The organism is Pseudoflavitalea rhizosphaerae, from assembly GCF_003991355.1.
GTDB lineage: Bacteria > Bacteroidota > Bacteroidia > Chitinophagales > Chitinophagaceae > Pseudobacter > Pseudobacter rhizosphaerae.
The window spans coordinates 260970-287061 of the sequence record NZ_RCSU01000008.1; the positions used below are offsets into that span (position 1 = coordinate 260970).

The 26092-nt window shown below is 45.6% G+C and carries 28 protein-coding genes; 16 read left to right on the forward strand and 12 right to left on the reverse strand.

What is annotated here, in order from left to right; genetic code table 11:
* Positions 1-3: 3 nt before the first annotated feature.
* Positions 4-804 carry a 5-oxoprolinase subunit PxpB gene (gene pxpB / locus D9Y29_RS15655; RefSeq protein ID WP_206513805.1) on the reverse strand — a complete coding sequence of 267 codons (801 nt, stop codon included), beginning with the start codon at positions 802-804 and terminating at the stop codon, positions 4-6.
* A 122-nt stretch (positions 805-926) separates the two neighbouring features.
* Entirely contained in the window at positions 927-2537 is a 1611-nt protein-coding gene (locus D9Y29_RS15660; protein WP_127129820.1) for an HNH endonuclease family protein, read from the reverse strand.
* 618 nt (positions 2538-3155) lie between these two features.
* On the opposite strand from D9Y29_RS15660, the gene topA reads away from it, so the two are divergent.
* The 6 genes from topA to D9Y29_RS15690 all read left to right on the forward strand — a co-directional run bounded on the left by topA (position 3156) and on the right by D9Y29_RS15690 (position 9934).
* Positions 3156-5735 carry a type I DNA topoisomerase gene (topA, locus tag D9Y29_RS15665; RefSeq protein ID WP_127129822.1) on the forward strand — a complete coding sequence of 860 codons (2580 nt, stop codon included), beginning with the start codon at positions 3156-3158 and terminating at the stop codon, positions 5733-5735.
* Entirely contained in the window at positions 5735-6280 is a 546-nt protein-coding gene (locus tag D9Y29_RS15670) for a YcxB family protein (RefSeq protein WP_127129824.1), read from the forward strand. The genes topA and D9Y29_RS15670 overlap by 1 nt, the downstream gene beginning before the upstream one ends.
* A gap of 119 nt (positions 6281-6399) precedes the next feature.
* Positions 6400-7335 carry a transglutaminase family protein gene (locus D9Y29_RS15675; protein WP_127129826.1) on the forward strand — a complete coding sequence of 312 codons (936 nt, stop codon included), beginning with the start codon at positions 6400-6402 and terminating at the stop codon, positions 7333-7335.
* Between the two features lie 179 nt (positions 7336-7514).
* The gene (locus D9Y29_RS15680) at positions 7515-7985 is read left to right on the forward strand and encodes a Dps family protein (RefSeq protein ID WP_127129828.1); all 471 of its coding nucleotides are present in this window, start codon (positions 7515-7517) and stop codon (positions 7983-7985) included.
* A 235-nt stretch (positions 7986-8220) separates the two neighbouring features.
* Positions 8221-8979 carry a hypothetical protein gene (locus D9Y29_RS15685; RefSeq protein ID WP_127129830.1) on the forward strand — a complete coding sequence of 253 codons (759 nt, stop codon included), beginning with the start codon at positions 8221-8223 and terminating at the stop codon, positions 8977-8979.
* Between the two features lie 7 nt (positions 8980-8986).
* Positions 8987-9934, forward strand: coding sequence for a FlgO family outer membrane protein (locus tag D9Y29_RS15690; RefSeq protein WP_127129832.1), 948 nt, complete (start codon positions 8987-8989; stop codon positions 9932-9934).
* A gap of 8 nt (positions 9935-9942) precedes the next feature.
* Here the strand turns inward: D9Y29_RS15690 and D9Y29_RS15695 are convergent, their stop codons facing one another.
* Both D9Y29_RS15695 and D9Y29_RS15700 read right to left on the reverse strand, forming a co-directional pair.
* Entirely contained in the window at positions 9943-11382 is a 1440-nt protein-coding gene (locus D9Y29_RS15695) for a Gfo/Idh/MocA family protein (protein WP_127129834.1), read from the reverse strand.
* 262 nt (positions 11383-11644) lie between these two features.
* Positions 11645-12055 (reverse strand): OsmC family protein, encoded by a 411-nt coding sequence (locus tag D9Y29_RS15700; protein WP_127129836.1) that lies wholly within the window; start codon positions 12053-12055, stop codon positions 11645-11647.
* 29 nt (positions 12056-12084) lie between these two features.
* On the opposite strand from D9Y29_RS15700, the gene D9Y29_RS15705 reads away from it, so the two are divergent.
* The 4 genes from D9Y29_RS15705 to D9Y29_RS15720 all read left to right on the forward strand — a co-directional run bounded on the left by D9Y29_RS15705 (position 12085) and on the right by D9Y29_RS15720 (position 15063).
* The gene (locus D9Y29_RS15705; RefSeq protein ID WP_127129838.1) at positions 12085-12420 is read left to right on the forward strand and encodes a tRNA-binding protein; all 336 of its coding nucleotides are present in this window, start codon (positions 12085-12087) and stop codon (positions 12418-12420) included.
* 11 nt (positions 12421-12431) lie between these two features.
* Positions 12432-12935: a methylated-DNA--[protein]-cysteine S-methyltransferase gene (locus D9Y29_RS15710; RefSeq protein ID WP_127129840.1), complete on the forward strand. Its 504-nt coding sequence runs from the start codon at positions 12432-12434 to the stop codon at positions 12933-12935.
* 68 nt (positions 12936-13003) lie between these two features.
* The gene (locus D9Y29_RS15715; RefSeq protein ID WP_127129842.1) at positions 13004-14005 is read left to right on the forward strand and encodes a YhdH/YhfP family quinone oxidoreductase; all 1002 of its coding nucleotides are present in this window, start codon (positions 13004-13006) and stop codon (positions 14003-14005) included.
* A 2-nt stretch (positions 14006-14007) separates the two neighbouring features.
* On the forward strand, positions 14008-15063 hold the full coding sequence (locus D9Y29_RS15720) for a ferredoxin--NADP reductase (protein WP_241237956.1): 1056 nt from the start codon (positions 14008-14010) through the stop codon (positions 15061-15063).
* Positions 15064-15237: 174 nt separating this feature from the next.
* Here D9Y29_RS15720 and D9Y29_RS15725 read toward each other — a convergent pair whose 3' ends face one another.
* Both D9Y29_RS15725 and lepB read right to left on the reverse strand, forming a co-directional pair.
* Positions 15238-15723, reverse strand: coding sequence for a cytidine deaminase (locus D9Y29_RS15725; protein WP_127129846.1), 486 nt, complete (start codon positions 15721-15723; stop codon positions 15238-15240).
* Position 15724: 1 nt separating this feature from the next.
* Positions 15725-17230 carry a signal peptidase I gene (gene lepB / locus D9Y29_RS15730; protein WP_127129848.1) on the reverse strand — a complete coding sequence of 502 codons (1506 nt, stop codon included), beginning with the start codon at positions 17228-17230 and terminating at the stop codon, positions 15725-15727.
* Positions 17231-17456: 226 nt separating this feature from the next.
* Here lepB and D9Y29_RS15735 point away from each other — a divergent pair, with 226 nt between their 5' ends.
* Positions 17457-18332: a MerR family transcriptional regulator gene (locus D9Y29_RS15735; protein ID WP_127129850.1), complete on the forward strand. Its 876-nt coding sequence runs from the start codon at positions 17457-17459 to the stop codon at positions 18330-18332.
* A gap of 66 nt (positions 18333-18398) precedes the next feature.
* On the opposite strand, the gene D9Y29_RS15740 is transcribed toward D9Y29_RS15735, so the two are convergent.
* Complete coding sequence (locus tag D9Y29_RS15740; RefSeq protein WP_127129852.1) at positions 18399-18653, reverse strand: DUF433 domain-containing protein; 255 nt, start codon at positions 18651-18653, stop codon at positions 18399-18401.
* 80 nt (positions 18654-18733) lie between these two features.
* Positions 18734-19897: a sigma-54-dependent transcriptional regulator gene (locus D9Y29_RS15745; protein WP_127129854.1), complete on the reverse strand. Its 1164-nt coding sequence runs from the start codon at positions 19895-19897 to the stop codon at positions 18734-18736.
* A gap of 75 nt (positions 19898-19972) precedes the next feature.
* Here D9Y29_RS15745 and D9Y29_RS15750 point away from each other — a divergent pair, with 75 nt between their 5' ends.
* On the forward strand, positions 19973-20755 hold the full coding sequence (locus D9Y29_RS15750; RefSeq protein ID WP_127129856.1) for a DUF4846 domain-containing protein: 783 nt from the start codon (positions 19973-19975) through the stop codon (positions 20753-20755).
* A 367-nt stretch (positions 20756-21122) separates the two neighbouring features.
* Positions 21123-21431 carry a hypothetical protein gene (locus D9Y29_RS15755; protein ID WP_127129858.1) on the forward strand — a complete coding sequence of 103 codons (309 nt, stop codon included), beginning with the start codon at positions 21123-21125 and terminating at the stop codon, positions 21429-21431.
* Positions 21432-21649: 218 nt separating this feature from the next.
* Here D9Y29_RS15755 and D9Y29_RS15760 read toward each other — a convergent pair whose 3' ends face one another.
* Positions 21650-21889, reverse strand: a complete 240-nt coding sequence (locus tag D9Y29_RS15760) for a hypothetical protein (protein WP_127129860.1) — start codon at positions 21887-21889, stop codon at positions 21650-21652.
* A gap of 232 nt (positions 21890-22121) precedes the next feature.
* Here D9Y29_RS15760 and D9Y29_RS15765 point away from each other — a divergent pair, with 232 nt between their 5' ends.
* Positions 22122-23009 (forward strand): hypothetical protein, encoded by an 888-nt coding sequence (locus D9Y29_RS15765; RefSeq protein ID WP_127129863.1) that lies wholly within the window; start codon positions 22122-22124, stop codon positions 23007-23009.
* Between the two features lie 666 nt (positions 23010-23675).
* On the opposite strand, the gene D9Y29_RS15770 is transcribed toward D9Y29_RS15765, so the two are convergent.
* Complete coding sequence (locus D9Y29_RS15770) at positions 23676-24122, reverse strand: helix-turn-helix transcriptional regulator (protein WP_127129865.1); 447 nt, start codon at positions 24120-24122, stop codon at positions 23676-23678.
* A 209-nt stretch (positions 24123-24331) separates the two neighbouring features.
* Between D9Y29_RS15770 and D9Y29_RS15775 the strand changes: the two genes are divergently transcribed.
* A complete protein-coding gene (locus D9Y29_RS15775) occupies positions 24332-24583 on the forward strand; it encodes a hypothetical protein (protein ID WP_127129867.1) in 252 nt (83 codons plus the stop codon).
* Between the two features lie 6 nt (positions 24584-24589).
* Positions 24590-25420 (forward strand): HEPN domain-containing protein, encoded by an 831-nt coding sequence (locus tag D9Y29_RS15780; protein ID WP_127129868.1) that lies wholly within the window; start codon positions 24590-24592, stop codon positions 25418-25420.
* Between the two features lie 77 nt (positions 25421-25497).
* Here D9Y29_RS15780 and D9Y29_RS15785 read toward each other — a convergent pair whose 3' ends face one another.
* Positions 25498-25800, reverse strand: coding sequence for a type II toxin-antitoxin system RelE/ParE family toxin (locus D9Y29_RS15785; RefSeq protein ID WP_127129870.1), 303 nt, complete (start codon positions 25798-25800; stop codon positions 25498-25500).
* Positions 25800-26051: a hypothetical protein gene (locus D9Y29_RS15790; RefSeq protein ID WP_127129872.1), complete on the reverse strand. Its 252-nt coding sequence runs from the start codon at positions 26049-26051 to the stop codon at positions 25800-25802. The genes D9Y29_RS15785 and D9Y29_RS15790 overlap by 1 nt, the downstream gene beginning before the upstream one ends.
* Positions 26052-26092 lie beyond the last annotated feature (41 nt).

Genomic DNA, 26092 nt, shown 5'->3' on the forward strand with positions numbered 1-26092 from the left:
CGTTTACTGCCGCATTTTGAATTCCCGGGCAGTGATCGGGAAGAATTGAACTGCATCGCCTGGCTGCATCCATACGGGCTGTTCCGCATGGGGATCGAACATTTTCAGTGGTATGCGGCCGATGATATTCCATCCGCCGGGACTGTTCAGCGGATAGATGCCGGTCTGTTTTCCCGCGATGCCTACACTGCCGGCCATTACTGAAGACGGCTGTGCTTTCCGCGGAGCGGCGATCTTTTCGTCCACTGTACCCAGGTAAGCAAATCCGGGAAGGAACCCGATCATGTATACCCGGTAAACCACTGCTGTATGCAGGGCGATGATCTCACTGGTGGTTATCTGAAGGTGTAAAGCAAGCGTGTCCAGGTCGGGCGCATATTCCTCTTCGTAACAAACAGGAATACGGTGTAACACAGGGCTCGCTGTTGAATTTTCGTTTGACTGGTTATACGCTGCCTGGAGTAGGTCTTTTATCCAATCGAATGCGGTGCTCGCAGGCCGTTGTCTGGTTTTGATAAGGTAGGGATCGTAGGAAACTGTTAAGGAGCTGTATGCCGGAATAATGTTATTGAGCCCATCGAATGCATGACTGCGGAGCCATGCTGCCATTGCCATCACTTTCCTGTTTATCGATTCGTCTAACTTATTGCCCAGCTCAATGGTGGCTGCTGCATCGTTGAGGGGGAATATCGCCGGGAAAGTGTTCAGTCTTGTTATAAATATGGTGTCAAATATGCTGAAAAATCCAATGCAAAGTACAAAACACCGGGTTTTTACAGAATTTATAGGGTTAGGATTTGATATTTACCCGGTTCCCGGGCCTTCCGGGATTATGAAAATTGAAAAAAATAGACCAATTTTGGCCCTGATTATTAAGAATTAAGATACCCCTTGTCGATTCTAATTTCTCAGTGAAGAGAGAATGATTAGTTTTTGATAGTGGTATTGCAATAGGGATGTGCAATATCTGCATTCGCGAAATTACCCAACCCGCTATCCTTTTTCCTTATTAAGTGATCAACTGTACTTGAATTAGGGTGAGCAAATCCTCCACAAATTGAGCATCTTAGTGCTGCTTTATAGAGTTTAGTAATATATACGGCATTTTTAGTCTCCGGATCAAAATTTTTTCTTTTTGTGTACTTCGTCTCACTCTGTTTTGGGTTGAGATAATTAAATTCAGGATCGTTGGTCAATAAATCAATAATGTTTTCAGTAGATTTACCTTGCTCTAAATTTTCAATAATATTTAAGAGTAATTTCTTCAAATGCCTATACCCCTTTAATCCACTACCTGTATGAACTGTGCTTTGGTTAATAAATATTTTATTGTTTATTAAAAACTCTTCGAACTGTTTTCTCACATTTATAAAAGCCTCTAATCTATTTTCACCTGCTTTTTCAAAATCTTTTATCAATTCGATTATGGCAAGAAGTGCCGTAATTTGATACCTACCGGTAGTGCTATAAAAATAAACTTGCGGATGCAAGCCTAATGATGATGCATGATCTGAACATATTCGATAAATTATTTTTCTGGTTTTCTTTAAAATTTGAATTGTCTTGTCTCCCGTAATGTCATCTTCAATATTTATCTCATTTTCGCCATTTTTCTCGATAAATGCAAGTTCATTTGTTTTCTTAATAACTCTTTGCTCTATTGAATTACATAAATTAACCATATCGAAAACCAATGGTAATGTACCTGCTGAATAACCTTTGCCACCAAGAGGAACTTCAAGTGTCTTTCTTGAATTTTCCAACTCAGGCTTAAATAACATTTGATTTATTTCAGTGGCCAACCTCTCAATTTCATTTTTTTTGGTGGCATCTTCAAAATACGACCAATATTTATGGCCGGTACCTGAACGAATAATTGCCCTCGCTGCAATTGCATTTGGCTTTCTTCGTGATTTTAGTAATGATCTCTCGGTATCATTAATGGGAGCAGGGGATTCATTTATTTTGAAAAAAGAGTTTTCTGCATTTATGAAGTTGCCTTTTACCCACTGTAATGTTAGAGTTAGATTGGGTAGTCTATTAGCTCTTTTAAGCATTTCTGGCTCGGCTTTATCTGGATTGTTTAAGGCCCATTTATGTTCTTCGTAAGTGCCTATATTTTTATCAACTAGGTTTTTGGTCAATTGTGCTATTTGTTTTTGTCCTGATGAAACATTATGACCAAAGAAAGGACTCGAAATAACACCATTGCCATAGTCATTTGTTACCCACGCAATTAACGCGCTAAGTCGGTGCGCCCCATCTATGACAAAGTTTCTACTACCTGAATTCCATAATATTATTGATGGAATTAAGTCATCATTGAGGAAACTTTTGATTAAATCAAATACAGCTTCGGGACTCCATTCGTTTGTTTCCCTCTGAAAATCTGGTTTTCTCAGAATTGCCAGCCAAGGTTTACCAAGTTCCAGTTCTGATATGGTTACTGTTTGGCTATTTGGAACATTTATTTCTCCTTCTTTTATAATTTCAAAATCTTCCCTGGGAATAAGGGCATCTAAGTTTACTTTGGGCATAACTTGATTCTTTGAAGAAAGGTCTATCAATTCTTTTAGTTATACAATTTTTCTGCAAGTTTTTTGTGTGTCATAACCTTCTTGGCGGGAAATAGAATCCACAAACCTCTTATAACCTTTTTGCTTATGAAAATTATATTGCTAAATGAATATTGTAATGATGGTGGCATCTGACCGAATATGCCACTATATTATATTCCTTGAAAGTATTGTGGTAACTAAAGAGTTTAGACCACCATTTTCACCCCTTTGAACAAAATCATATCCGTTCACCTTATCTATTTGTTTTTTGCTAGAAAGTGGAAGGGGAGCATGAATTTGTTAGCTAACTTGTAATCATAATTCTGATTGATTATTAGAATGTAAAGACTTGCGGTGAGATGTCATTAATTTGTCCATACAATACTATACAAAGTTCAAGACTTCCAAAAAAATTAGCAAAACCCGTCACCCTCCCACCCCCTTTGTCACCTGATTACCAGCCTCATTGACCCTAATCAACAAGATCCAACAACCGGCCCAATTCTTGCCCCACCCCCTGGCACCAATTTGTTGTTTTCACCGTTATACACTAAACTTGCACGCCAACAGGCCTATTTTAAACCGCTTAATCAACGTATGGCGAAGAATTTATTGATCGTGGAGTCTCCTGCCAAGGCAAAAACCATCGAAAAGATCCTTGGATCAGATTTCGAAGTGAAGAGCTGCTATGGCCATATCAGGGATCTCGAGAAGGACGATATGGGTATCGATCTGAAGAATAATTATCAACCCAGATATATAATTCCTGACGATAAGGAACGGGTAGTAAAAGAGTTACGCACCTTAGCTAAAAAATCCGATGAGGTTTGGCTCGCAACGGATGAGGACCGCGAAGGGGAAGCCATCAGCTGGCACCTTTGCGAAGTACTCGGCCTCGACCCCCGCAATACCAAACGCATCGTTTTCCATGAGATCACCAAACCGGCTATCCGGAAAGCGGTAGACAATCCGCGCACAGTGGACATGAACCTCGTGAATGCCCAGCAGGCCCGCCGCGTGCTCGACAGGATCGTAGGCTTCGAACTCAGTCCCGTGCTCTGGCGCAAGATGAGCATGAAGAACAACCTCAGCGCAGGACGTGTGCAGAGCGTTGCCGTGCGCCTTATTGCCGAAAGGGAAAGAGAGATCAACGCTTTCACTGCCACCAGCACTTTCAAGATAGAAGCCCTCTTCACGCACAATGATGTTACCGGCAAAGCCGTAACATTTGCTGCGGAAGGCAAAAAATATTCAGGCGCCGATGATGCCGAAAACTTCCTGAAAAGCTGTGTAGGCGCGGACTACAAGGTGACCGACATCCAGGTGAAACCGGCCCGTAAATCGCCCGCCGCCCCCTTCACCACTTCTACCCTTCAACAGGAAGCTTCGCGCAAGTTCGGCTACTCCGTGAGCCGCACCATGCAACTGGCTCAGAAGCTCTACGAAAGCGGTAAGATCACCTACATGCGTACAGATAGTGTGAACCTCTCCGATACCGCTATGGGAGACGCCCGTAATCAAATCATCAGCCAGTACGGAGAGCGCTACCACCAGCCACGCAAATACAAAAACAAGAACGAATCCGCCCAGGAAGCGCACGAAGCCATCCGTCCTACTTATATGGACAATCACGATGTGGATGATCCTGAAACAAGAAAATTATACGAACTGATCTGGAAACGCACCATGGCCTCTCAAATGGCCGATGCGGAACTGGAACGCACCATCGCAAAGATCAATATCTCCACCAACAAGGAAGAACTCAGCGCCAGCGGTGAAGTGCTCAAGTTCGACGGCTTCCTCAAAGTTTACCGTGAAGACCGCGATGAAGAAGATATCAACGACGATGAACAGGCCGAAGGCATGCTGCCCCCACTCTCCGTTGGCCAGCAACTGCCTCTCAAAGAAATGAAAGCCATCGAGCGCTTCAGCAGGCCCAGCCCTCGTTACACGGAAGCGTCTCTGGTAAAGAAGCTCGAAGAGCTCGGCATCGGACGACCTTCCACTTACGCTCCCACCATCTCCACCATTCAGAAACGCGGATATGTTGAGAAGCGCGATAAAGAAGGTGTAAAAAGAGAATTCCGCATCTTCCGTCTCGTAAAGGATAATATCACTAAGATCACTGAATCTGAAAATACAGGCGCAGAAAAATCCAAGCTCTTCCCTTCCGATCTCGGACTGGTTGTGACGGATTTCCTGAAACAGTATTTCGATGATATCATGGATTATGGTTTCACTGCACGCATCGAAAATGAATTCGATGAAGTGGCTGCAGGCAAACTGAAGTGGAATAACATGATCGATCAATTCTACGTTCCTTTCAAAAAGGAAGTGGACGATACCATCGTAAATGCAGAGCGCATCAAGGGTGAGCGCGAACTGGGCATTGATCCTGAAAGCGGCAAGAAGATCGTTGCCAGGATGGGCCGCTTCGGTCCTATGGTGCAGATCGGAGATGTGAACGATGAAGAGAAACCGCGTTTCGCCAGCCTCAAAAGAGATCAGAGTATCGAAACCATCTCCTACGAAGAAGCGCTCGATCTCTTCAAACTGCCCAGAACTCTCGGCAATTATGAAGACCAGGAAGTTGCTGTGAACCTGGGAAGATTTGGCCCATATGTAAAATTCGGTGAACAATTCATCTCCATTCCCCGCGGCGAAGATCCGCTGGAAGTGACTTTGGAGCGTGCTATCGAACTGATCAATGAAAAGCAGCAGGCCGATGCTCCCATCGCTATGTATGAAGGCAAAGGCGTAACCAAAGGCAAGGGGCGTTTTGGTCCATTCATCAAATGGAACGAGATGTTCATCAATGTACCCAGGCGTTACGATTTCGATAATCTCTCCCAGTCGGATATTGAAGAACTGATCAGCGCCAAGGTGGAGAAGGAAGCCAACCGCTATATCCAGCACTGGCCTGATGAAAAGATCTCCATCGAGAATGGCCGCTGGGGTCCGCTCATCAAATTCGGCAAGAAGATGCTGAAGCTGGGTAAGAAAGCGGACGACAGCAAATACACTGCTGAAGAGGCCGCCAGCATTCCTTTGGAAGAAGTGAAGAAGATGATCGAAGCGCAGGTTCCCAATGCATTTTCAAAGCCCGCCAAAAAAGCGGCCGCAAAGAAAACAGCCACCAAAAAAGCCGCTCCCAAAAAATCGGCTAAGAAAAAATAGTGCTCACCCTACGTTTTAACCTTACCCGGGAAGAGTTCCTGGACTACAACTATTACACCAGCTGGTCGTCCCCCGACCGGCGGTTGTATCGCTTCAGGTATTTTACCCGCGTATTGGTGCTTTATGGCGCGGTGGCCGGCGGTTATGTATACATCAATCGCTTCCGCCATGATTTCCTGGTAGACGCCTTTGTTTTTGGAGCTATCGGTCTCATCTATGCGCTGATCGTTCCCATGCTGGTGAAGCGCTCCATCAAAAGCCGGGTGAATGCCATGCTCCGCGAACCAGAGAACCAGCATATCCTTCAAGCTTCGGAGATCACACTCAGCGAACAGGGCATCATTGATAAAGACAGTGCTTCGGAAAGCCGCTACAATTGGGAGGCAATTGTCAAAAAAGTGGAAACGAAAGACTGCTACTATCTCTACACCAGTTCTTACCATGCAATTCTTATCCCCATGCGTGCTGTGGCGAATGAGGATGAAAAGAAGCTTCTGAAACGCCTGCTCGATCAGCATCTCCCGCTGGCAAGTGAATTGCTTTGATTATCACACAGATGAATTTTCTGTGAATTTGTGGAAAAGATTTTTACCAGGATTTTAATCATTTCTCCGAAATTGACAACGTGATTGTGTTGTCTAATATCAGGGAGAATCCCCGGCCTATGGAGGAAAATAAAGAAATATCAGCGTTGTTCCACCTGATTGATGATCCGGATGAGGAGGTCTTTAATGTGGTGTCTACCCGCATCATCGATTTTGGAAAAGGTATCATCCCCAATCTCGAGCACCTGTGGGAGAATACCATCAGCGAGGATGTGCAGGAAAGGATTGAGCTCCTGATCCACCGCCTTCACTATCGCGATCTCACGGAGGAAACGCAGCAATGGGGCAGGAACCTGCACCAGGATTTGCTGACGGGCGCCCTGCTGGTGGCCCGTTTTCAATATCCGGACCTGGTTACCAGCTCCATTTACCAGGAGATCGAGAAACTCCGCCGCAATATCTGGCTTGAGCTCAACAACTACCTCACCCCGCTCGAACAGGTGAATGTGCTCACCAGCATCCTTTATAATTATTACAATCTCAGGGGCTCCGAGATCGCTTACCAGCAACCCGAAGAGTTCCTCATCAATAAACAACTTGAAAGTAAGAGAGGCAACGCCATCGCCAACGGTATCCTCTACCTCATTGTAAGCGAATTGCTGGACGTTCCAATCCGCGCCATCAATATCCCCCGCCAGTTTGTGCTGGGCTATTTCAAGCCGGAATACGACTTCACAAGAGTGAACGAAAATCCACAGTACAAAACGGAATTCTTCATCGATCCGATGAGCGGACAGGTGTTCACCCACAAAGACGTTGAAAATTATTTCAAGCGCATCAATGTTACTCCCGTAGCATCCTACTTCAAACCGCTTTCCAACAAAGCCGTGATCAGGATGCTCCTGGAAGAATTCTCCAGGTGTTTCGAAGATGATAAATACCGCTACAAACAAAAAGAATTGCTGGACCTCGCAGCCATCCTTGATACGCCGGATGAAGATCCCTTCACTGGTGAAGTGGATGAACCGGGAGCAGGTGACGATCCTTCCATCTGATCAGGATCATGATTTTGTATCGATGTAATTAGTACATTTGGATACGCGTGCCCCCTGGCAACGTATATCCCTGCCCGGGCCGCCGGCTCGAATACCTTAGTACAAACTTTTACTGTCGCAATTTTGTTACTTCATCGGTAAGATGATAACTATTATCAATACACTAAAATTTATAAGACATGAAAGCGAACATTGGCCTTATTGACAAGAACGCACAGCAAATTGCTCTTATACTGAACAAACTCCTGGCCGATGAATTTGTGTTGTACGCCAAAACCAGGAACTACCACTGGAACTATGAAGGCAACAACTTCATCGAAATGCACAAATTCTTTGAAAGCTTATACACGGAACTGGAAGATGTGATCGATGAAATTGCAGAAAGAGTACGCAAGATCGGGCACTATGCAGAAGGCAGGCTGAAAGAATACCTGAAGCTCACCGATCTCACAGAACCATCCACCACTACCAAACAGGGCGAACAGGTAAAGAATCTCCTGGACGACCACGAAACAATGGCCCGCTATATCCGTGAGAAGATCACCGAAGTAGACAAACTGAAAGATGTTGGCACGGTGGATTACCTCACACAGCTGATCCAGAAGCACGAGAAAGCTGCGTGGATGCTGAGATCTTATCTTGGTAAATAATGTCGGTGTACTATAAATGAAAATCCCGGATGAATATTTCAGCCGGGATTTTTTTGTGTCTGATAATACCACTTTCACTGAAATGGGTTCATGATCTAATTGTTCCGGATCTGTATTTCTTTTTCTATTTTTCTTTATTATATTTATCCATCATTTCCCGTCATTTCATCCAATACCCACTGAAACTTTTACTGATCGCTTCCCTCTATTGTACACAAAATAATGTCAACAGAAAATGGAAGGCAAATCTCCTGGAACAACTACCAGATCATCGAAGATGTTTGGTTGGATGAAGGATAAGGGTATGAATAATCCGCTGGTATATTTTCTCATATCGGTGCCACTAAGCTATATCGGCGTTCAGTTTGCAAGGAGCGCAGAACCGGAAAAAGAAGGGAAAGTGTACCAGGAAGAAAAGAAACCCATACCGGCTCAGGATACTTTGCTGACTCAAAAAAAAATTCATCTGGATCCCCGGACCACAATTCCATTTACAACCGAAGAACAGAAGGAACACGCTTCAGTTTCAGAAAAAATAAATACATCCCCTGCGCCGCTTCCGCGAGTAGACTACGCCGTTGCTGCAACCGGCAATGATCAAGTGAGCAATCACATGGCAGGATTGATCGCTCAGTGGCTGCAACAAAGAAAACCGGGAGCCAGCATCACAACTCCTGCAGTCATGAACAGGAAACAGTTCGTGCAACATTTCCGGGAGTTCAGCGATACGGAATATCAAGAGGTCACCAATAGATTCCCTTCAAAATATATCTGTATAATGGAATCGCAATTAAATCTGAAGCCAGATAAGTATTACACATCCCTATGGCTGGTAACGGGTAATTATCATCTCTCTATCTACGAGACCACCAGCCGGAGTCTCATCTTCAACAACGAAAAGCAATTTAGAACCAACTGGGTGAATGGTGAAATTCCCCATTTGATGATGGATTCCCTCTACTTCGATTATCTCACAAAAGAAATCACCTTATAATTTTATCATGAAATTTAGAAGAACCTTAACTATGCTGCTGCTGATCTGCGTTTGCAGCGGTACACTCCACGCGCAGGAGCAATTTGATACTGTCATCAACAGGCTTACCCGAAAGATATCTGAAAGGTTGGTCAGCATCGGTAATCCGAAAGTTGCCATTGTCAATTTCGTGGATCTCAAAAACAATACCACCGAACTTGGGAATTATATTGCCGATGCATTCAGAGTTGATTTCGTAAATGCCAATGTGCAGGTTGTGGACAAAAGCAGAATGGATGAGATCCAGCGGGAAATTGCATTTACCGTGGATAATCTTGGTAACCCGAAGGAAGCGCTGAAATTGGGAAAGATGGCAGGTGTTCAACACATTATTACAGGTACATTTATTTTGCTCGACAAGTCGATTGAACTTACTATCAAAGTGTATGATATCAATAATGGCACAATGGCCGCCGCTCAGAGAGGAAGTTTACCTATCACGCCGGCACTCAGGGAATTGTCGAGAAGTGTGATCGGGAATTCTGGCAGCCCCTCTGCCACTACTACCATGACGCAACCTTCCGGTAGCGCCACCGTCAATGCCACAGATGATGTGTATCAGGTAAGGAGCAGCGATATGAAAAAAAATCTTTGCAAGGACCAGACCGGCAATTACCACGGCTATGTCTGCTTTGAGAACCTTACCAATACAGACCTGATCCTGTATCATGTTGGCCCCATCACCATGACGCCGAATATCCTGATCCCTTCAGGAGGAAAAGCATGCTCTCCCCTGCTCTGGATCAACGGTCCATATGCCGATGAACCCAAAGCAAGAGAGTGCATCTTCTATTTCAAAACAACGGATGAGGAAAGTCCTAAGTATACTTCATTCACGATCCCGGCAGAAGGATGCGTAACCAAAACTGTTCCTTTGCATGCCGGCAATCTCAGTTTCAAGAAAACAAAATACTAACAAGAAGATTACACACCCAGCGTCCAACCTTCCCGGTACTCTCTCTTCACAAACTGGTTCGCTTCCTCAAAATTGGTGATGCGCATATTCTTCGCGTCCCATAACAGTTTCTTTCTTCCTAAATATTTATCGCCCCATCCTTTCAGGTTGGGATTCTTCATCAGGAAACTCCTGATAGCCAGGTTGCCGATCAGGATACTTTCGGTAAACGGACCTGCAAACTCGAACGGAGAGCTGGTCTCACCTTTACCATGACCAGCAATACAGGCATTCACCCACTGCACATAATGTCCTTCAGGAACGCGTTTGATGGTTTCCTTCGGCATTTTCTTTTCCTTCATCAGCCTGGTGGGCAGCAGTCTTGGATTGGCGCCATAACAATCGGCCATGATCTTGCCCTTACTGCCTTCGAAGATCACGCCGCCGTCCCAGTTGCCCATCTCTTCATCGGGCAGCAGTTCGTCCGGACGTGCAGGTAAGAGACCTCCATCGTACCAGTTCACTTTGATAACATGCTTGCCGTCATTGGTGGGATAAGAAAGACGGATGATGGTGCTCGGCGGGCAACTGTCGGGGTTAGCCGAATCATCCCACATCTTTTGCCAGATGGTGGCTACACTGCATTCTACGTCGGAGGGATACAGGATGGGCAGGATACGGTACACAGGGTCCATGATATGGCAGGCCATATCGCCCAGGGCGCCCGTTCCGAATGCCCACCAGCCACGCCAGTTGAATGGCAGGTAAGCGGGATTGAAATCTATTTTTTTGGCAGGACCAAGCCAGAGGTCCCAGTCGAGTTCTTTGGGGATTTCGTGTGTGCCCGAGGGTGTGGGAAGCCCCTGCGGCCATACCGGCCTGTTAGTCCAGCAATGCACAGTATGCACCTGCCCGATCATGCCTGCATCCACCATTTCTTTCATCTTGCGAACGCCATCGCCGGAGCCGCCCTGGTTGCCCATCTGGGTAACCACTTTATAGCGTTTAGCTGCTTCCGTTAGCATGCGCGCTTCATAAATATCATGTGCGAGTGGTTTCTGTACATATACATGTTTTCCCAGTTGCATGGCGGCAATAGCGGCTACTGCATGAGTATTATCCGGAGTGGAAACAGAAACTGCGTCGATGTTCTTTCCTTCCTTATCGAGCATCTCGCGGAAATCGCGGTAGTAGGGCGCTTTGTCGAATCGCTTGCGGCTCTTGGCTGCTTCGCGGTCGTCCACGTCACAAAGTGCAACGATCTGTGCATTGGGGCTCTTTACGAATTCAGCAAGATCGCTGGCGCCCTTGCCGCCAACACCGATGCCGGCAATGCGGAGCTTATCGCTCGGCGCAACATAGCCACGGCCAAGCACATGACGGGGAACGATAAAAAATCCTGCTGCAGCCAACGATGTATTGCGGATAAAATCCCGCCGGCCATGATCTGACGTTTGCTTCTTTTCCATGTTTCAGTCCATCTGGTTTTGAATGAGTAGAAGAACTGAAAATACGATGGTAAAACGATTTAGCAAAGCTTATGACGTATTAATTCTTCGGGTGTGCCTGTTAACTCTTCGGGGGTTGCCAGTCGCTCGCCTCCCGGCGAGTGACCAATATTTGTTCGCCTCCGGCGAACACCGCGTCGCCGGAGGCGACAAAAAAAAAGTCACTCGCCGGGAGGCGAGCGACTGCCGGCACGCTGAAAAAATCAAACATGCCTTAGTATGATTAACCCAGTGTGGCTTCTGTAGTGATGGTCACATTCAGCGCCTTGCTCACCGGGCAGTTCTGTTCTGCATCTTTCACCGCTTCCTGGAATTTCTCTGCAGTGATGCCGGGAACGGAAGCTTTCACCACCAGGTGTGAAGTGGTGATCACGCCATTGTCCAGTGTGATGGTGCTGGTGGTTTCGATGGAATCAGGCGTAAATCCTGCGCCGCCGAGAACGAAGCTCAGCTTCATGGTGAAGCAGCCCGCATGTGCAGCAGCGATCAGCTCTTCAGGGTTGGTGCCAACGCCTTCTTCAAATCTTGATTTGTATGAGTACTGGGTTTTGTTCAGGGTAGTGCTTTGTGTAGTCAGATTTCCATTGCCTTCTTTTCCGGAGCCGTTCCATACGGCTGTTGCTGTTCTTTTCATATTATTTGTCTTTATTTGAAAAAAAATTAATGATGAGCATTACCTGGGATGATTTCGAAAAGATCGAAATGCGTATCGGAACAATCATGGAAGTTACAGATTTTCCCAAAGCGAAAAAGCCTGCCTATCAAATTACCGTGGATTTTGGTGAGCTGGGCATCAAAAGAACATCGGCGCAGATCACGGCCCTGTACGATAAGGAGAGCCTGATCGGCAGGCAGGTGGTGGCTGTGGTGAATTTTCCACCAAAGCAGATCGCCAATTTTTTCAGCGAGTGCCTGATCATGGGTGTTTACACTGATAAAAAAGATGTAGTTTTATTACAACCCGAACGGAAAGTGGAGAACGGCTGGAAGATCGGGTAACCACCAAAGCCATGCCTGCCAGTTTTACCACATATTACCAGAGCCCGGTTGGATTGCTCCGGTTATCAGGTACTGACCAGTATCTCAGTGAACTGCATTTTGTGGATAACGATGAAGAGGCCATGCAGCAACCTCCTACCCCGGAACTTCCCCCACTCGCCATCCAGGTCACAGAAGAACTGATAGAATATTTTCAGGGCCATCGCCGTACATTTGACATCCCTGTGAGCCAGGAAGGAACAGAGTTCCAGTTAAGGGTCTGGAACGAACTGATGAATATTCCCTTTGGCAAAACCACCAGCTACCTGGATATTGCCCGCAGGCTGGGCGATCCAAAGACCATCCGCGCTGCGGCGTCCGCCAATGGCCGCAACCATGTGGCCATTATTGTGCCCTGCCATCGCGTGATCGGCTCCAATGGAGAACTGGTGGGCTATGCAGGAGGATTGTGGAGAAAGAAATGGCTGCTGGCAATGGAAAAGCGGGTAGCCCACGGCGTTCAAACCCTTTTCTGACCCGGCATTCAAAGGCAGGTCTGAATTTTGCAGTTACATTTTAAAATCAGTAAGGAGGAAATAAGTTTATGCCATTCAAAGCGCTATGGATAACAGAAACAGCAGAAGGACAATTTGAAAGGAGTATCGTTGAAAGGATGATAGACGACCTGCCACCCGGCGAAGTGGTGGTCCGCGTTCATTATTCCGCACTGAATTATAAAGATGCACTCTCCGCCACCGGCAATAAAGGCATAACCCGCAAATTCCCCCATACTCCCGGCATCGATGCTGCAGGCACAGTAGAGATCAGCAGAAGTGAACTCTTCACAGTTGGTGAAGAAGTGATCGTTACCGGTTATGATCTCGGTATGAACACCTGCGGGGGATTCGGCGAATACATCCGCGTTCCGGCCGGCTGGGTGGTTCGTAAACCCGATGGTTATACGCTGAAGGAATGTATGGTCCTCGGCACTGCAGGGTTCACGGCTGCTTCCGCACTTTTCAAGATGGAATTATTAGGACAACATCCGCAGCAGGGACCCATCGTTGTTACAGGTTCCACCGGGGGGGTGGGCAGCATGGCCGTTGCCATCCTCAGCAAAGCCGGTTACGAAGTGATCGCCATCACCGGCAAGGCCAATGCAGAAGCATACCTTACCAGTCTCGGCGCTACGCATATTCAATCCCGTGAATGGGTGTACGATACTACCGGAAAGGCACTGCTCCGTTCCCAATGGGCCGGCGCTATCGATACCGTTGGCGGCAATACACTCGCCACATTGCTCAAAGCCTGCCAGATCGAAGGCAATGTTGTAAGCACAGGGCTGGTTGGCAGCTCGCAGCTGGCTACAACCGTGTACCCGTTTATCCTCAACGGCGTAAGTCTCCTGGGCGTTGGCTCCGCTGAAACGCCTATGATCAGGCGTATGGCCATTTGGGATAAACTCAGCACCACCTGGAACATAAAAGACAAGCTCAATGGCATCGCCAAAGAAGTAAGTCTTGAAGAACTCAATGATATTTATATCGATTCCATTCTTGAAGGAAAGGTAATGGGCCGGATCGTTGTAAACCTCAGTGATAAGTGATCATGGAATTCCTGGAACTGATCGTAAAAGAAGTAGTGCCTGAAACAAAGGAGGCAAAGAGTTATGTGCTGGAACAGGTGAATGGAGAACCTATCGCCTATGAAGCCGGACAATTCCTCACGCTCCTTATAGATTTCAATGGCCACGAAGTAAGACGCTCCTACTCCATGGGCTCCGCGCCCGGTGTAGATGATCGATTGTTCATCACCGTTAAAAGGAAAGAGAACGGCGAGATATCCAGGCATATCCTGGAACACTGGCAGCCCGGCACTAAAGTGCTGGCTGTGCCGCCTTCCGGCCGTTTCACCATCGAAACGGACCCCTCTGAGCAAAGGCACCTGTTCTTCCTCACTGCAGGCAGCGGCATCGTGCCTGTGTTCTCACTGATCAAATCTGTACTGGCATCCGAGCCGAAGACGCATATCACGATGCTCTACCAGAACCATGATGAAACCACCATCATCTATCATCGTGAATTACAATTGCTGGAAAAACAGTATCCGAAACAATTCACCCGCGTTGATCTGCTAAGTCATCCATTATTGCATGATCTGCCTTCCCGCAGGCTCAACAACGGCTTGCTGGAACAGCTTGTTGGATACCACGAACCAAAGCCATTCCACCATCATCAAAACAAACCTCCCTCGCTTTTTTACACCTGCGGACCTCCCGCGTTCATGCGGATGGTACAGTTCACGCTACGCGTGATGGGGTACGAAGAAGAACAGATCTTCAAAGAGCATTTCACCATTCCCGTACTCCCGCCACCCGCGCTGGTGATCGATCCCGGCCCCAAAAAAGTATTACTGAAATACAATGGGAAAGATTACAGGTTTGACGTTATTTATCCTACCTCTATTTTGCAGGCAGCCCTCGACCTCCGGATTGAGCTGCCCTACAGTTGCAAGGCCGGAAGATGCGCCACCTGTACCGCGCGCTGTGTAAGTGGAGAAGTGAAGATGACGAACAATGAAGTGCTAACGGACAAGGACACAGAAAAAGGACTGATCCTCACCTGTGTTGGTTATGCCGCCACGGACGTGCAACTGGAGTTTTGAAATTACTCATGGTGTGCCCAGTCGCTCGCCTCTGGCGAGTGACTTTTGTTTAGTCGCCTCCGGCGACGCGGTGTTCGCCGGAGGCGAACAAATACAGGTCACTCGCCGGGAGGCGAGCGACTGGCAACAGCGGAATTAATCACAGCAACTCTTCCTGCGNAACAGCGGAATTAATCACAGCAACTCTTCCTGCGTAAACGCCAGCGGCAATAACGAGCTTGCCTTCTCAATAATAAATACTTTTCCTTCCATGCCTGCGAGGATCAGGCGGATCGGCTGGTTAACCCGGCCTTCGAACTCCTGTAAGCTTTGTCTGCAGATGCCACATGGCGCTACCGGATGATCACTGGGGCCATTGGCCTGCTGGTAACTGATAGCGATGGTATCGATGGGAATGCCGGGATACATACTGGCAGCGGTACTGAGCAGTACGCGTTCTGCGCATATGCCTGCGGGGTAGCTGGCATTTTCCTGGTTGGAACCGGCCACTATCTCGCCATTGGCGAGTTTGGCTACCGCTCCAACCAGGAAATTTGAATAAGGTGCATAAGCGTACTGGCTCACCTCCCTGGCCTCGTTGAGCAACCAGGCATCGGATGGTTCCAGCTCGCTGATGGAATCATATACAGTATAAGAGAACTGATAATTTGCTGACTTCATGTTAGTGGATCGTCTTGAACAGCCTGTTCCAGCGAACGCCTTTATCCCAGCTCATCCAGATCATCCATGCTTCACCTACCACATGGTCTTCGGGTACATATCCCCAGTAACGGCTGTCCTGTGATTTATGACGGTTGTCGCCCATCATCCAGAAATAATCCATCTTGAATGTATAGCTGGTAGCAGGCTCGCCATTGATATAGATCTTTCCTCCCTGTTCTTCCCAGGTATTGCCTTCATACACGCTGATAGCGCGTTTGTACAGCACGATATTCTCAGGTGTGAGTTGAATGGTGGCGCCTTTCTTCGGGATCCAGAGCTTACCGAAATTATCTGCACTCCAGGGGAACATGGCCTGATTGTTTGGAAAGATATCCTCCGATGCCGGAAGGATCTCCTTGTCGGCAGAAACGAATCCGGGGATCTTCTTCACGATCTCCAGTTCATTCAGAGTAAGATTGATGCGATAATCGAATCCTCCCATCGGTTGCAGGTCTGCATCGCCTTCGGCCATATTGAGCAGAACTCCCTGCTCACGCAGTGTTTCGGGCTCGATGATCACATTGTTGAATCGGACATGATAATAAGTGGCTGCAGTGGGACTCACAAAGCCGGGCTCATTGTTCACGTACAGAATTCCATTTTTCAGTTCGATGGTATCGCCGGCGATGGCCACGCATCGTTTGATATAGTTCTCCCGTTTATCAACCGGGCGTGTGATCACAGTATTTTCGTTCCAAACCCTTTCACGGCCCTGTTCTCTTACGAGATCATAATAAGGGATCCTTGAATCATATTCCACCGTGAGCGTATCACCGGCAGGGAAATTGAATACTACTACATCATTTCTCTTCACCGGGCTGGAGAACCAGCGCGTATAAGGAAGATGAATAGCTTCTGAATATGACTTACCTCCCACTACAGGCATGGTATGATGCACAAATGGAAATGCCAGTGGTGTATTGGGAATACGAGGGCCATAGCTCAACTTGCTCACGAAAAGAAAATCATTCACCAGCAAAGTCTTTTCCATAGAGCCGGTTGGAATGGTATACGCTTCGAACACGAATGTGCGGATCAGCGTAGCGGCCACGATGGCGAATACGGCAGCATCCACCCATTCGCGCACCGCGCTCTTACGATGCTTGCGGGCAGTTTCGTAACCGAGGAATTTTGTTTTATCGCTGAATCCGATATAAGGGAAATAAATGAAGGGCAACAATACGGCGGCGGCATGTTCCAGGAAACCGTATTTACCGAACAGTTTTACAAATTCCACCAGTATCCAGATACTGATGAACCAACCGAGTACAGGAATGAATTGTATCCAGAACCAGTATTGTTTGTAACGCGCAGCTTTGAGCATTTCCCAGGTGTTGAGGAAGGGCACCCATGCTTTCCAGGAAGGGATACCTGCTTTCTCGAACAGTTTTGCCAACCCGATAGCAGGCAGCAGTACGATCAAAAGGGATACCAGGATAATAATGCTCAGATCATGTAAACTCATGCTGTCTTTGTTTATGAGGAATCTTACAAAATTACCACTCCGTTTAACGTTGACTGGAGGGTAAAAACCAATTATTTGCTAAAATAAGGCTATATCCTTTATCACCAAAGCCTGATTCTGAAGGTAATATTCCACCACTGGCCGAAGGATTGCATAGTTCTACCCGGGCAAACAGAATTTGCTCATTAACATTAGTTGTAATAAATTCCCACCCGTTACAAATAATATGAATATTTTTTCCATCCGCGATATCGAGAACATGACGGGCATCAAGGCCCATACGCTCCGCATCTGGGAGCAAAGACATAATATTTTCAATCCCAAAAGAAAGGAAAGCAAACACAGGTTCTATGATTGTGAGGACCTGAAATATATCCTTCGCGTGGCCTACCTCTATAACAGGGGCATGAAGATCAGCCGTATCGCGGGTATGACGCAGGATGAGATCCGCCAGCATGCACTGGAGCTTCGTCCCGATTGTGAGAATTACGAGATCTACGTGAACCAGCTGACCGAAGCTGCGCTTGACTTTGATCAGCCCCGGTTTGAAAAGATATTGAATACGATCCTGCTGCATGCAGGTTTCGAGCGCGGTATGTTCAATGTGGTGTTCCCGTTGTTGGGCCAGATGGGGTTGCTCTGGCTGGCCGGCAAGGCCCACCCCTGCCAGGAACATTTTGCCAGTGCATTGATCATTAAGAAAATCCATCTGGCAATAGATGGACTGGATTGCCCGGCACATTGCCATCCTGAAAGGAAAGTGCTGCTCTTTACACCGGAGAAAGAATACCACGAGATCTCCATTCTTTTCATGCAATATTTATTGAAGAAGCAAGGCGTTCCCACTGTGTATATGGGCAGGAATGTATCGCTGGAAGTATTGGAAGTGATGAAGAACACACAGCAGGGAATTACGCAGGTCTACTTCCACCTGGTGACCAACCTGATCCGTTATGACCTTAAACAATATCTTCAGAAATTATCGACGATTTTTTCCAGCCAGCAGATTTACTTTTCTTCATCCAGTTTGGTGCATCATATTCCGCATAATGTGAAATTGCTGAATGGGAAGGATGCCTTGCTGTCCTTTGCGACTATTTAGTGGGATGAACCAATTGGAATAGCTAAATGCAAAAAAACACTACTTAGGTGTAGTGGATTTTGAAGGTCATTCTTTTATACGTAATCTTTTATCATTAATAACGGAGAATTTTCCCTGCATCATTTCCAGGTGCGCCGCAAATAGCAAACATGCCAATATATCATCATTGGTTAAACGAGGATATGCTTGCTTCAAACTCTCAAAAGAATAACCGTGACCTAATTTCTCAAGGATCAACTCAACCGGTATTCTTGTATTCTTAATGACAGCTTTGCCAAATAATATTGATGGTTCTGAGGATATATGTGTTTTCCAATCCATAGTTACATATTTGATTCTTAGCAAATTTAGACTTAAAACCAAGCTTCACCAAACCGTATAAAAACATGGAATTCAACTATTTATTTCCTCGGTAACACATATGCATATACGTCTTCCGCAGTGATATTTTTCCCGGAGAGTATTATAAGCCGCTCTACCACATTACGCAGTTCGCGGATATTACCTGTCCAGTTATGGGTTTTGAGCGCTTCCAGTGCATCATTATCGATGGACTTTTTAGCGATGCCATAATCGGCGCAAACATCACCCAGGAATTTATCTACCAGTAATGGGATATCATCACGGCGATCATTGAGCGATGGAACATGGATGATGATCACACTGAGACGGTGATAAAGATCAAGACGGAAATTCTTCTCGTCCACTTCCTTCAGCAGGTCCTTATTGGTAGCCGCAATCACGCGAACATCCACACTGATATCTTTATCGCCGCCCACGCGGGTGATCTTTCCTTCCTGGAGTGCGCGCAGCACTTTGGCTTGTGCATTCAGGCTCATATCCCCGATCTCGTCCAGGAAAAGGGTGCCGCCATGAGCGGATTCAAACTTGCCGATCCTTTGTTTAACGGCGGAGGTGAACGAACCTTTTTCATGACCGAAAAGCTCACTCTCGATCAGTTCGCTGGGAATAGCGGCGCAGTTCACTTCTATGAGCGGACCGGAAGCGCGGTTGCTTTTTTCATGCACCCAGCGCGCCACCAGCTCCTTACCTACCCCGTTCTCACCCATTACGAGGATACGGGCATCGGTAGGCGCTACTTTATCGATGGTTTCTTTGATACGAAGTATCGGACCGGATTCACCGATCATCTCTTCCACCTTGCCCACTTTGCGTTTGAGCACTTTGGTCTCGGCAACCAGGTTGGTTTTATCGGTGGCGTTGCGGATGGTGATCAGCAGCCTGTTCAGGTCTGGTGGTTTGGCGATATAGTCATAAGCGCCTTTCTTTACTGCTTCCACGGCCGTTTCGATGGTACCGTGGCCGGAGATCATGATCACCGGAACATCGGGATTCACTTCACGGGCTTTGTCCAGGAACTCGATGCCATCCAGTTTAGGCATCTTGATATCACAGAGCACCACATCAAAGGTCCTTTCTTTGAACTTCTTCAATCCTTCTTCTCCGTCGCTTGCTTCTTCGATCTTGTAGCCTTCATAAGAAAGGATTTCGGAGAGGGTTTTGCGGATCGCTTTTTCGTCGTCGATGATTAAAATATTTGACATAATATTTAACAAGTTATTGCTGTGGAATAATGCCGGTTGATGATCCTTCAGGGTGCGTAAAAATAACAAACCTCCATGAAGCACAAGCTCTTCTTACTATCAATTATTTTGCCGGTTTTAAGTAGCTGCCAGGACGCAGCTTCAACCGCCGGCCAGCCGTCGGGAAAGACATCGTCAAAACCAGTTCCCACCCGCGTTTCAGAGATGCCGCCGCCGGAAGGATGCCGGCGGTTCAATGGAACCGACACCGGCTTTGCCACCTGGCTCGGGAATGTATCCCTCAAAAAAGACAACGCCGTTTACCTCTACAATGGTCAGCTCAAAGCAAATCAGGATGCCCAGTATGCGGTGCTGGATATTCCCGTTGGCCGCAGAGACCTCCAGCAATGCGCCGATGCCGTGATGCGGCTTCGCGCCTCCTGGTTATATAGCCAGGGACGGTTCGAAGAGATCAAATTCGCGGACAATAACGGCAGGATGTATGTTTGTCCACCTTCCCCCGACTCCGCCGCCTTTGAACGGTACCTGCAAACGGTCTATTCCTGGTGCGGCACCATTTCACTGGCACAGCAATTGCGCACTGTTCATTGGTTCAAAGATATTCAGCCCGGCGATGTGCTGATCCGCGGCGGCTCCCCCGGTCATGCAGTGATAGTAATGGACGTAGTGGTGAATAAGGATGATATGAACCAAAAATACTATATGCTGGCCCAGAGCTATATGCCTGCGCAAAGCATTCATATACTGAAAAATTATGCGAATAAGGACGGCAGTCCCTGGTACAATGTGCAACAGGCCAACAGGCTCATTTCCACGCCGGAGTGGGATTTTTATAAAGATGAGCTGAAAAGATGGTAACCGTAAAAAAACAACAATTTGATAGTAAAACCCCCTTGCATAAACGAAGCAGTAATAGTATTTTAGAGTTGATAAGATCAAGATCCTTTGAAAACAATTATTAACCCCAAAATGTCCTTATGAAGGTAACCCATTTGAACCTTCAACCACAGCCAAAAGTTGGCAAGGTTGTAATGAGATTAACAATATTAGGCGGATTAGTGCTCGGATGCATTTATGCATTCCTTTTACTTTGTTCTTCCGCTTTTAAGATCTTAGAATAGTCGATCTGACATATCAGCAAGCAAACATGCCGGGTTGCGTAGAAGCGCCGGCATGTTTTTGTTTTTATACGTTTTTTCATTAACACAATACCCGGATCAATCCCATGTTAAACCCACAGTACAAATTGTACATCAATGATGTTTGGCTCGAAAGCCTTTGGCCTGACGATTACTACAATAACAAGAAAGTCTATTTTTCTACCGGAGCAAGAAGATTCTTCACTGTTTACCAGGTATTGAGGACTGGTGATTTCACACTGACGATTGTGGACGATGTAACGCATGAGCGCACGATCATCAAAACCGCGGAAGCGTTTAAGGAATGGGTGACGCCGAGGTATCCGAACTTTGTGCCTTGTCTGGATTCTGTGGAATGGGGCGATCCGGTGGATAGCAGGCTGCAGCCTAATTAATTGACTCCTCGCATTGTAAAAATGAGACTGGGAAACATACCGCCGCGGGAGAATATGAATTTGACTGTGGATGGAAAGATGGGACGGTAGTTCTTTTTTCTGCTTTTTCGCTTATGTTTCCGAGGCCTCATTTTTACAAATGCTCGTCGCAGGGGCCGCGGGTGCATCAGTGAATACTCCTGATCTCATCTTCGGCATTAATTGTCAGTTCGAGCACTTTATAGCTCATTAGATTTCCTTCTTCTAAGTATTGTTTCATGTACTTGCTTCCAGGTGGCAGACTTGTCTTTACCACACAAATGCCTGAATCTTCTTTCATCCAGAGTCTTGTCATTCCAATGGGATTCTTTTGCAAGAAGAAAAGTTTTAATTATATTCAGTACGGCCTTTTTTTGCATGGTGGTCAAATATTGCAAGTTGTAAAGAATCTGTTCTTCAATGGAAGTTGCTTCTTTCATAATATGATTTTTTATCTTCAAGATATCACGAGACGATTGTAAGCAGATGGTAACAATGCTGGTTGGCAATATCAATATTTAGAAAAAAATCAATACTATTGTACCTTCAAAACTAAATGTTTACTAATACGATACGCTTATAACTGGAAAATTCTCTCTTGGTACCCTAATTAACCGCCCTCACTCCCGACCACTAATATCATTACTGATTAATCTGTAAAACCATTTTGTTATGGCTAAACAAACAGGACAATTCCCATTTACGGGAAGGATCGGAAATGTGATCGGATATAAGCGCAATGGCGTTCATTTCATACGGAGTATGCCCGATGAAGTACACCAGACCGTTGCCACCAGAAAGGCCGCAAGAAATTTCGGAATTGCCAGCAGTAAAGGCAGTCTGGTGCGAAGAGCATTTGCGGAACATCTGGATGTTTACGGAGACAGAGGCCGTGTGAACCGGCTCAACAAAACTCTGATTGAATCAGGAATACAGGGCTTGAAGGGATACCAGTTCAACCAGTTTACCAGTATCCGCAAATTCTTCAGGGCTGCTCCTGTTCTTGATGACAACAACATGCTTCACATTCCTGCGCAAACATTGCCCGGATTTTCGATAAAAGCTGCCAGCCTGGAGGTAAAGCTCATTGCTGTGAAAATCGATTTTACCACAAGGCGGATAATAGACTCCGTTAGTACAACAGCTACTATCATCCTTGATCAGCCTTTTACCGGCTTGAATATGGAAGCGCCGGTAAAAGGCAATGGAACTCTCATGATGACTTTACAGGTCAGATTGATCCATAGTGATCTTTCCGCCAAAGAAAGGCGTAATCCAAAAGCTCCGGCAAATTCAAGCTGGTTCACGAAAGACAGACGGTATTTTGCCGCTGACCTGATTGCGGTATTAACTCCTGTAACACAACAGGCCGGAACAAAGTATAAAAAGAAACTTGCCAGACCCTGGCCAGGTAAACATCGTCCAATGCTGCTGAATAAAAGAGTACAGCAGCAACATACTTCCAATAATTTCAACCGAAAGGTTATGATCGATCCGATCGCATATGTCAACTGGTCTGCCGCTTCTCGTATTGCTGGTGCTTTAGAGCAACTGGAATAGATAAACCCTTCGGAAAAGAGTTGTTTTATTGAATCTGGTATCGAAAATTACTTCCGGGAAATTCTTCCCTTAACATTCTATTGCCGATGCGGCAGGATTTTTGCATTATTTTCCACTTCTTCACTTTCATTTCAATCCTAACGCACATTATCTTACCAAATTACAATACCATCTTGATACAATCTCTTATCTATCCTTCGCCCATTTCTCATTTACTACTTTCCATCTGTTCTTCAGTTCAATTCCTGATCAACTCCACCTCATCTCTATACGCTCCTATAGAAACCTCTGTCTATAAGTAGCGTATACTCCCAGTCTGACGGCTGTTGTATGGGCTGTCAGGCAGAGAGCTTTTAGAATGGATGTAGAGCGATACTATGTGAGGAACGCAGTTTATGAAGCGGAAGAGCTAATATTCTATCGATCCTGTTAATACTGTTCTCTCGGATCAGCTTTCGGATCAACAACAGAAATTTCCAGTTGCACTGACAGTTGCTGGATGTTTTTTGACCGGTAGGTCTGGAAATTTCCTTAGGGTAAGTTTCTGCCAATTCCGAAATACTGGTATTCTTATTTTGATGCGTAATCAGAGGCCGCATTCTGCTTCATTATTAACCCAAAGAACCTGGAATAAGTAAGCCGCCTACAAGGGGCGGCTCAATTTTATTATTTCTTTTCTCCTCTAAGTTTTGCAAGTTCTGCTTTGAGGGCTTCGGTTTCACTCTTCCAATCACTCCTCTCTTTCTCGAAAAACTCCAGCAGCTTATCCAAGGGATGATACACTGGTGAATTCTGAATAAACGTAGCAAACTGCTGTTGCGAATAGTCGTTATTTGTAAACGTATTTCCTATGATGCTAATGGCGGCGTCCCAGTCCATTTTTTTCAAGACTTCTGCGTCCACCTTCAAAATCTCTGCAATCTGCTTCAACAACTCATCATCTTCTATCGTTTCTTTATTCTCCAGATCAGAAACAAACTGCTGGCTCACAGCTTTACCTCTCTTAACCTCCAGCTCTGCGGCAACATCACCCTGACTTTTCTCACGAATAAGCCTGAACTTCTGAATGTTTTGGCCCATATGAACCGGGCGTTTGGCGAAGGATTGTTCCATGATTAATTTTCTATTAGAACAAATATATTAAATCCAATCGAATTATGGCTGTGGATTAACATCGGGAAAACGGCTATACAATAGCGTCAGGCAAATCTTTTTTCTTCCGTAAACTACGGCAGCCCGGCGGTAGGTTACGGCTTTCATGCACCCTTACTTTGTAGGAGAAAATCAATTCACTCCTTTCATTCACTTCAAATTCTCTTTACATGAAATCAACTACAAACACAGCTCCGCAATTACCTGACAACGAAACTCTTTCCGAATCTCTTCTTCAGATCCGAAAATTCTTCAACTGCGATTCCATCGAAAAAGTCCGCACAGACCTCGAACATCTGCGGGACACAACAATTACTGAATCCTATGGCGAATTAGACAAAGAAGACAAATGGCTGCTAATAGAATTTCTCCGCCGCATTGCTGGGTTGGTAGAAGCTGCCCATTTACTAACCACAAAATAAGAGAAGATGAACCTGATCCACTCCTTAGAAATTATCCCCGGCAAGATCGTCAATGCTATATCTCCGGATAAAATCATTGTATTAGGTTATATCGATAAACACAGAAGAAGATTCTCAATTTTCGACAACTCTTTCACTGAAATAAATTATCCGGAAGAAATAAACCTGCTTGTAATTGCAGACTGTAGCAATATTGATCGCAGCAATGTATTGGATATGCTTGAACAACGGTGTAAAGCTTTATGCCGACTTACAATCATCTGGTTATCTCCTGCTGCTTTCAACAATCAACTTGAACAAAATACTCCTTTTGCAATCCGCGCCCTTCAATCCGGCACAATCCTTTATCAAAAATGGCAACCGGCTGACCATATCCAAACCGCAATCAATAAAAAAACGGAAACTCAAGTAGACAAATCGGAACTCTTCCCCTGGTACGAAAGATCGCAAATATTCAGCCAAATGGCAGGTGTACAATTTCGATTTGGGAATTATGGAATGGCGGCATTTTGCATTCACCAGGCAGTAGAGCAATTACTGATCATGCTGTTTATGAATATCACAGGATTCAGGTATGGCCTGCATAACCTGGACAGAATGCTGTGTATACTTCGTTTTCATAATGACGAAGCCGCCAATGTGTTTTCGAAAGAAACTTCGCAGGGGCGCGACCGGTTATTTATACTGAGAAAGATTTACATTTCTTACCGATACCATTCAGACGTAATAATTAGTAAAGATGATATCGATTATTTCTTTTGTGAGCTTAATAAACTTCAGCAAATGGCAGACCGGGTATTTTACTCCAAAAGATACCTTGGAACTGAAATATATTAATTAATAATTCTTGTATAGATGCCTATCAAAAAAGCGAATTACTAAGTTTATAGTTAAAGGCTGTTATTTACTGAATTCTATTTTCTGTATTTCTTTCGGGGGCGCTTTTTCATGTGGTGAATCGAAGTGATAAGAAGCTCTTTGTTTTTTTTGCTTACCTTATACACAATTAAGTACGGGAAAAATTCAACCTGAGCTTCTCTAAATTTTCTATTTCCCTTACTTGAATACACCTCGGGATTTATCAGAATTTCGTTTATCCTGGCTCTAACAGCTTTTACAAATCGCTCCCCTAGTCCCTTTTGCTGATCCTCATACCATTCATAAGCCTCATTATAATCATCCTGAACGAGTGGGTGTAGTTTGTAGCTGTAGTTCATTACTTTTTTCGTTTGCTTTTGTAGTGCTTGCGTGCTGAATCTTCCAGCTCATCTAATGTAATTCCTTTTACTTTTCCACTTTCCAATTCTAAAAGCCTCTTGTCCATTTCGGCAACAAATGACTTATCCTTCCACAAGGATTCCTCCTCGTATGCAAATGTTTTCATAACGCCAAGTACAGCTTTTTTTTGCTCGGTATTTAGATATCCCAGGTATTGGTTTATCTGTTTATCCAAAGTGGCTACTCCCATATCCTTTCATTTTAATCAAATTTAAGCCAAAAGAAATGTTT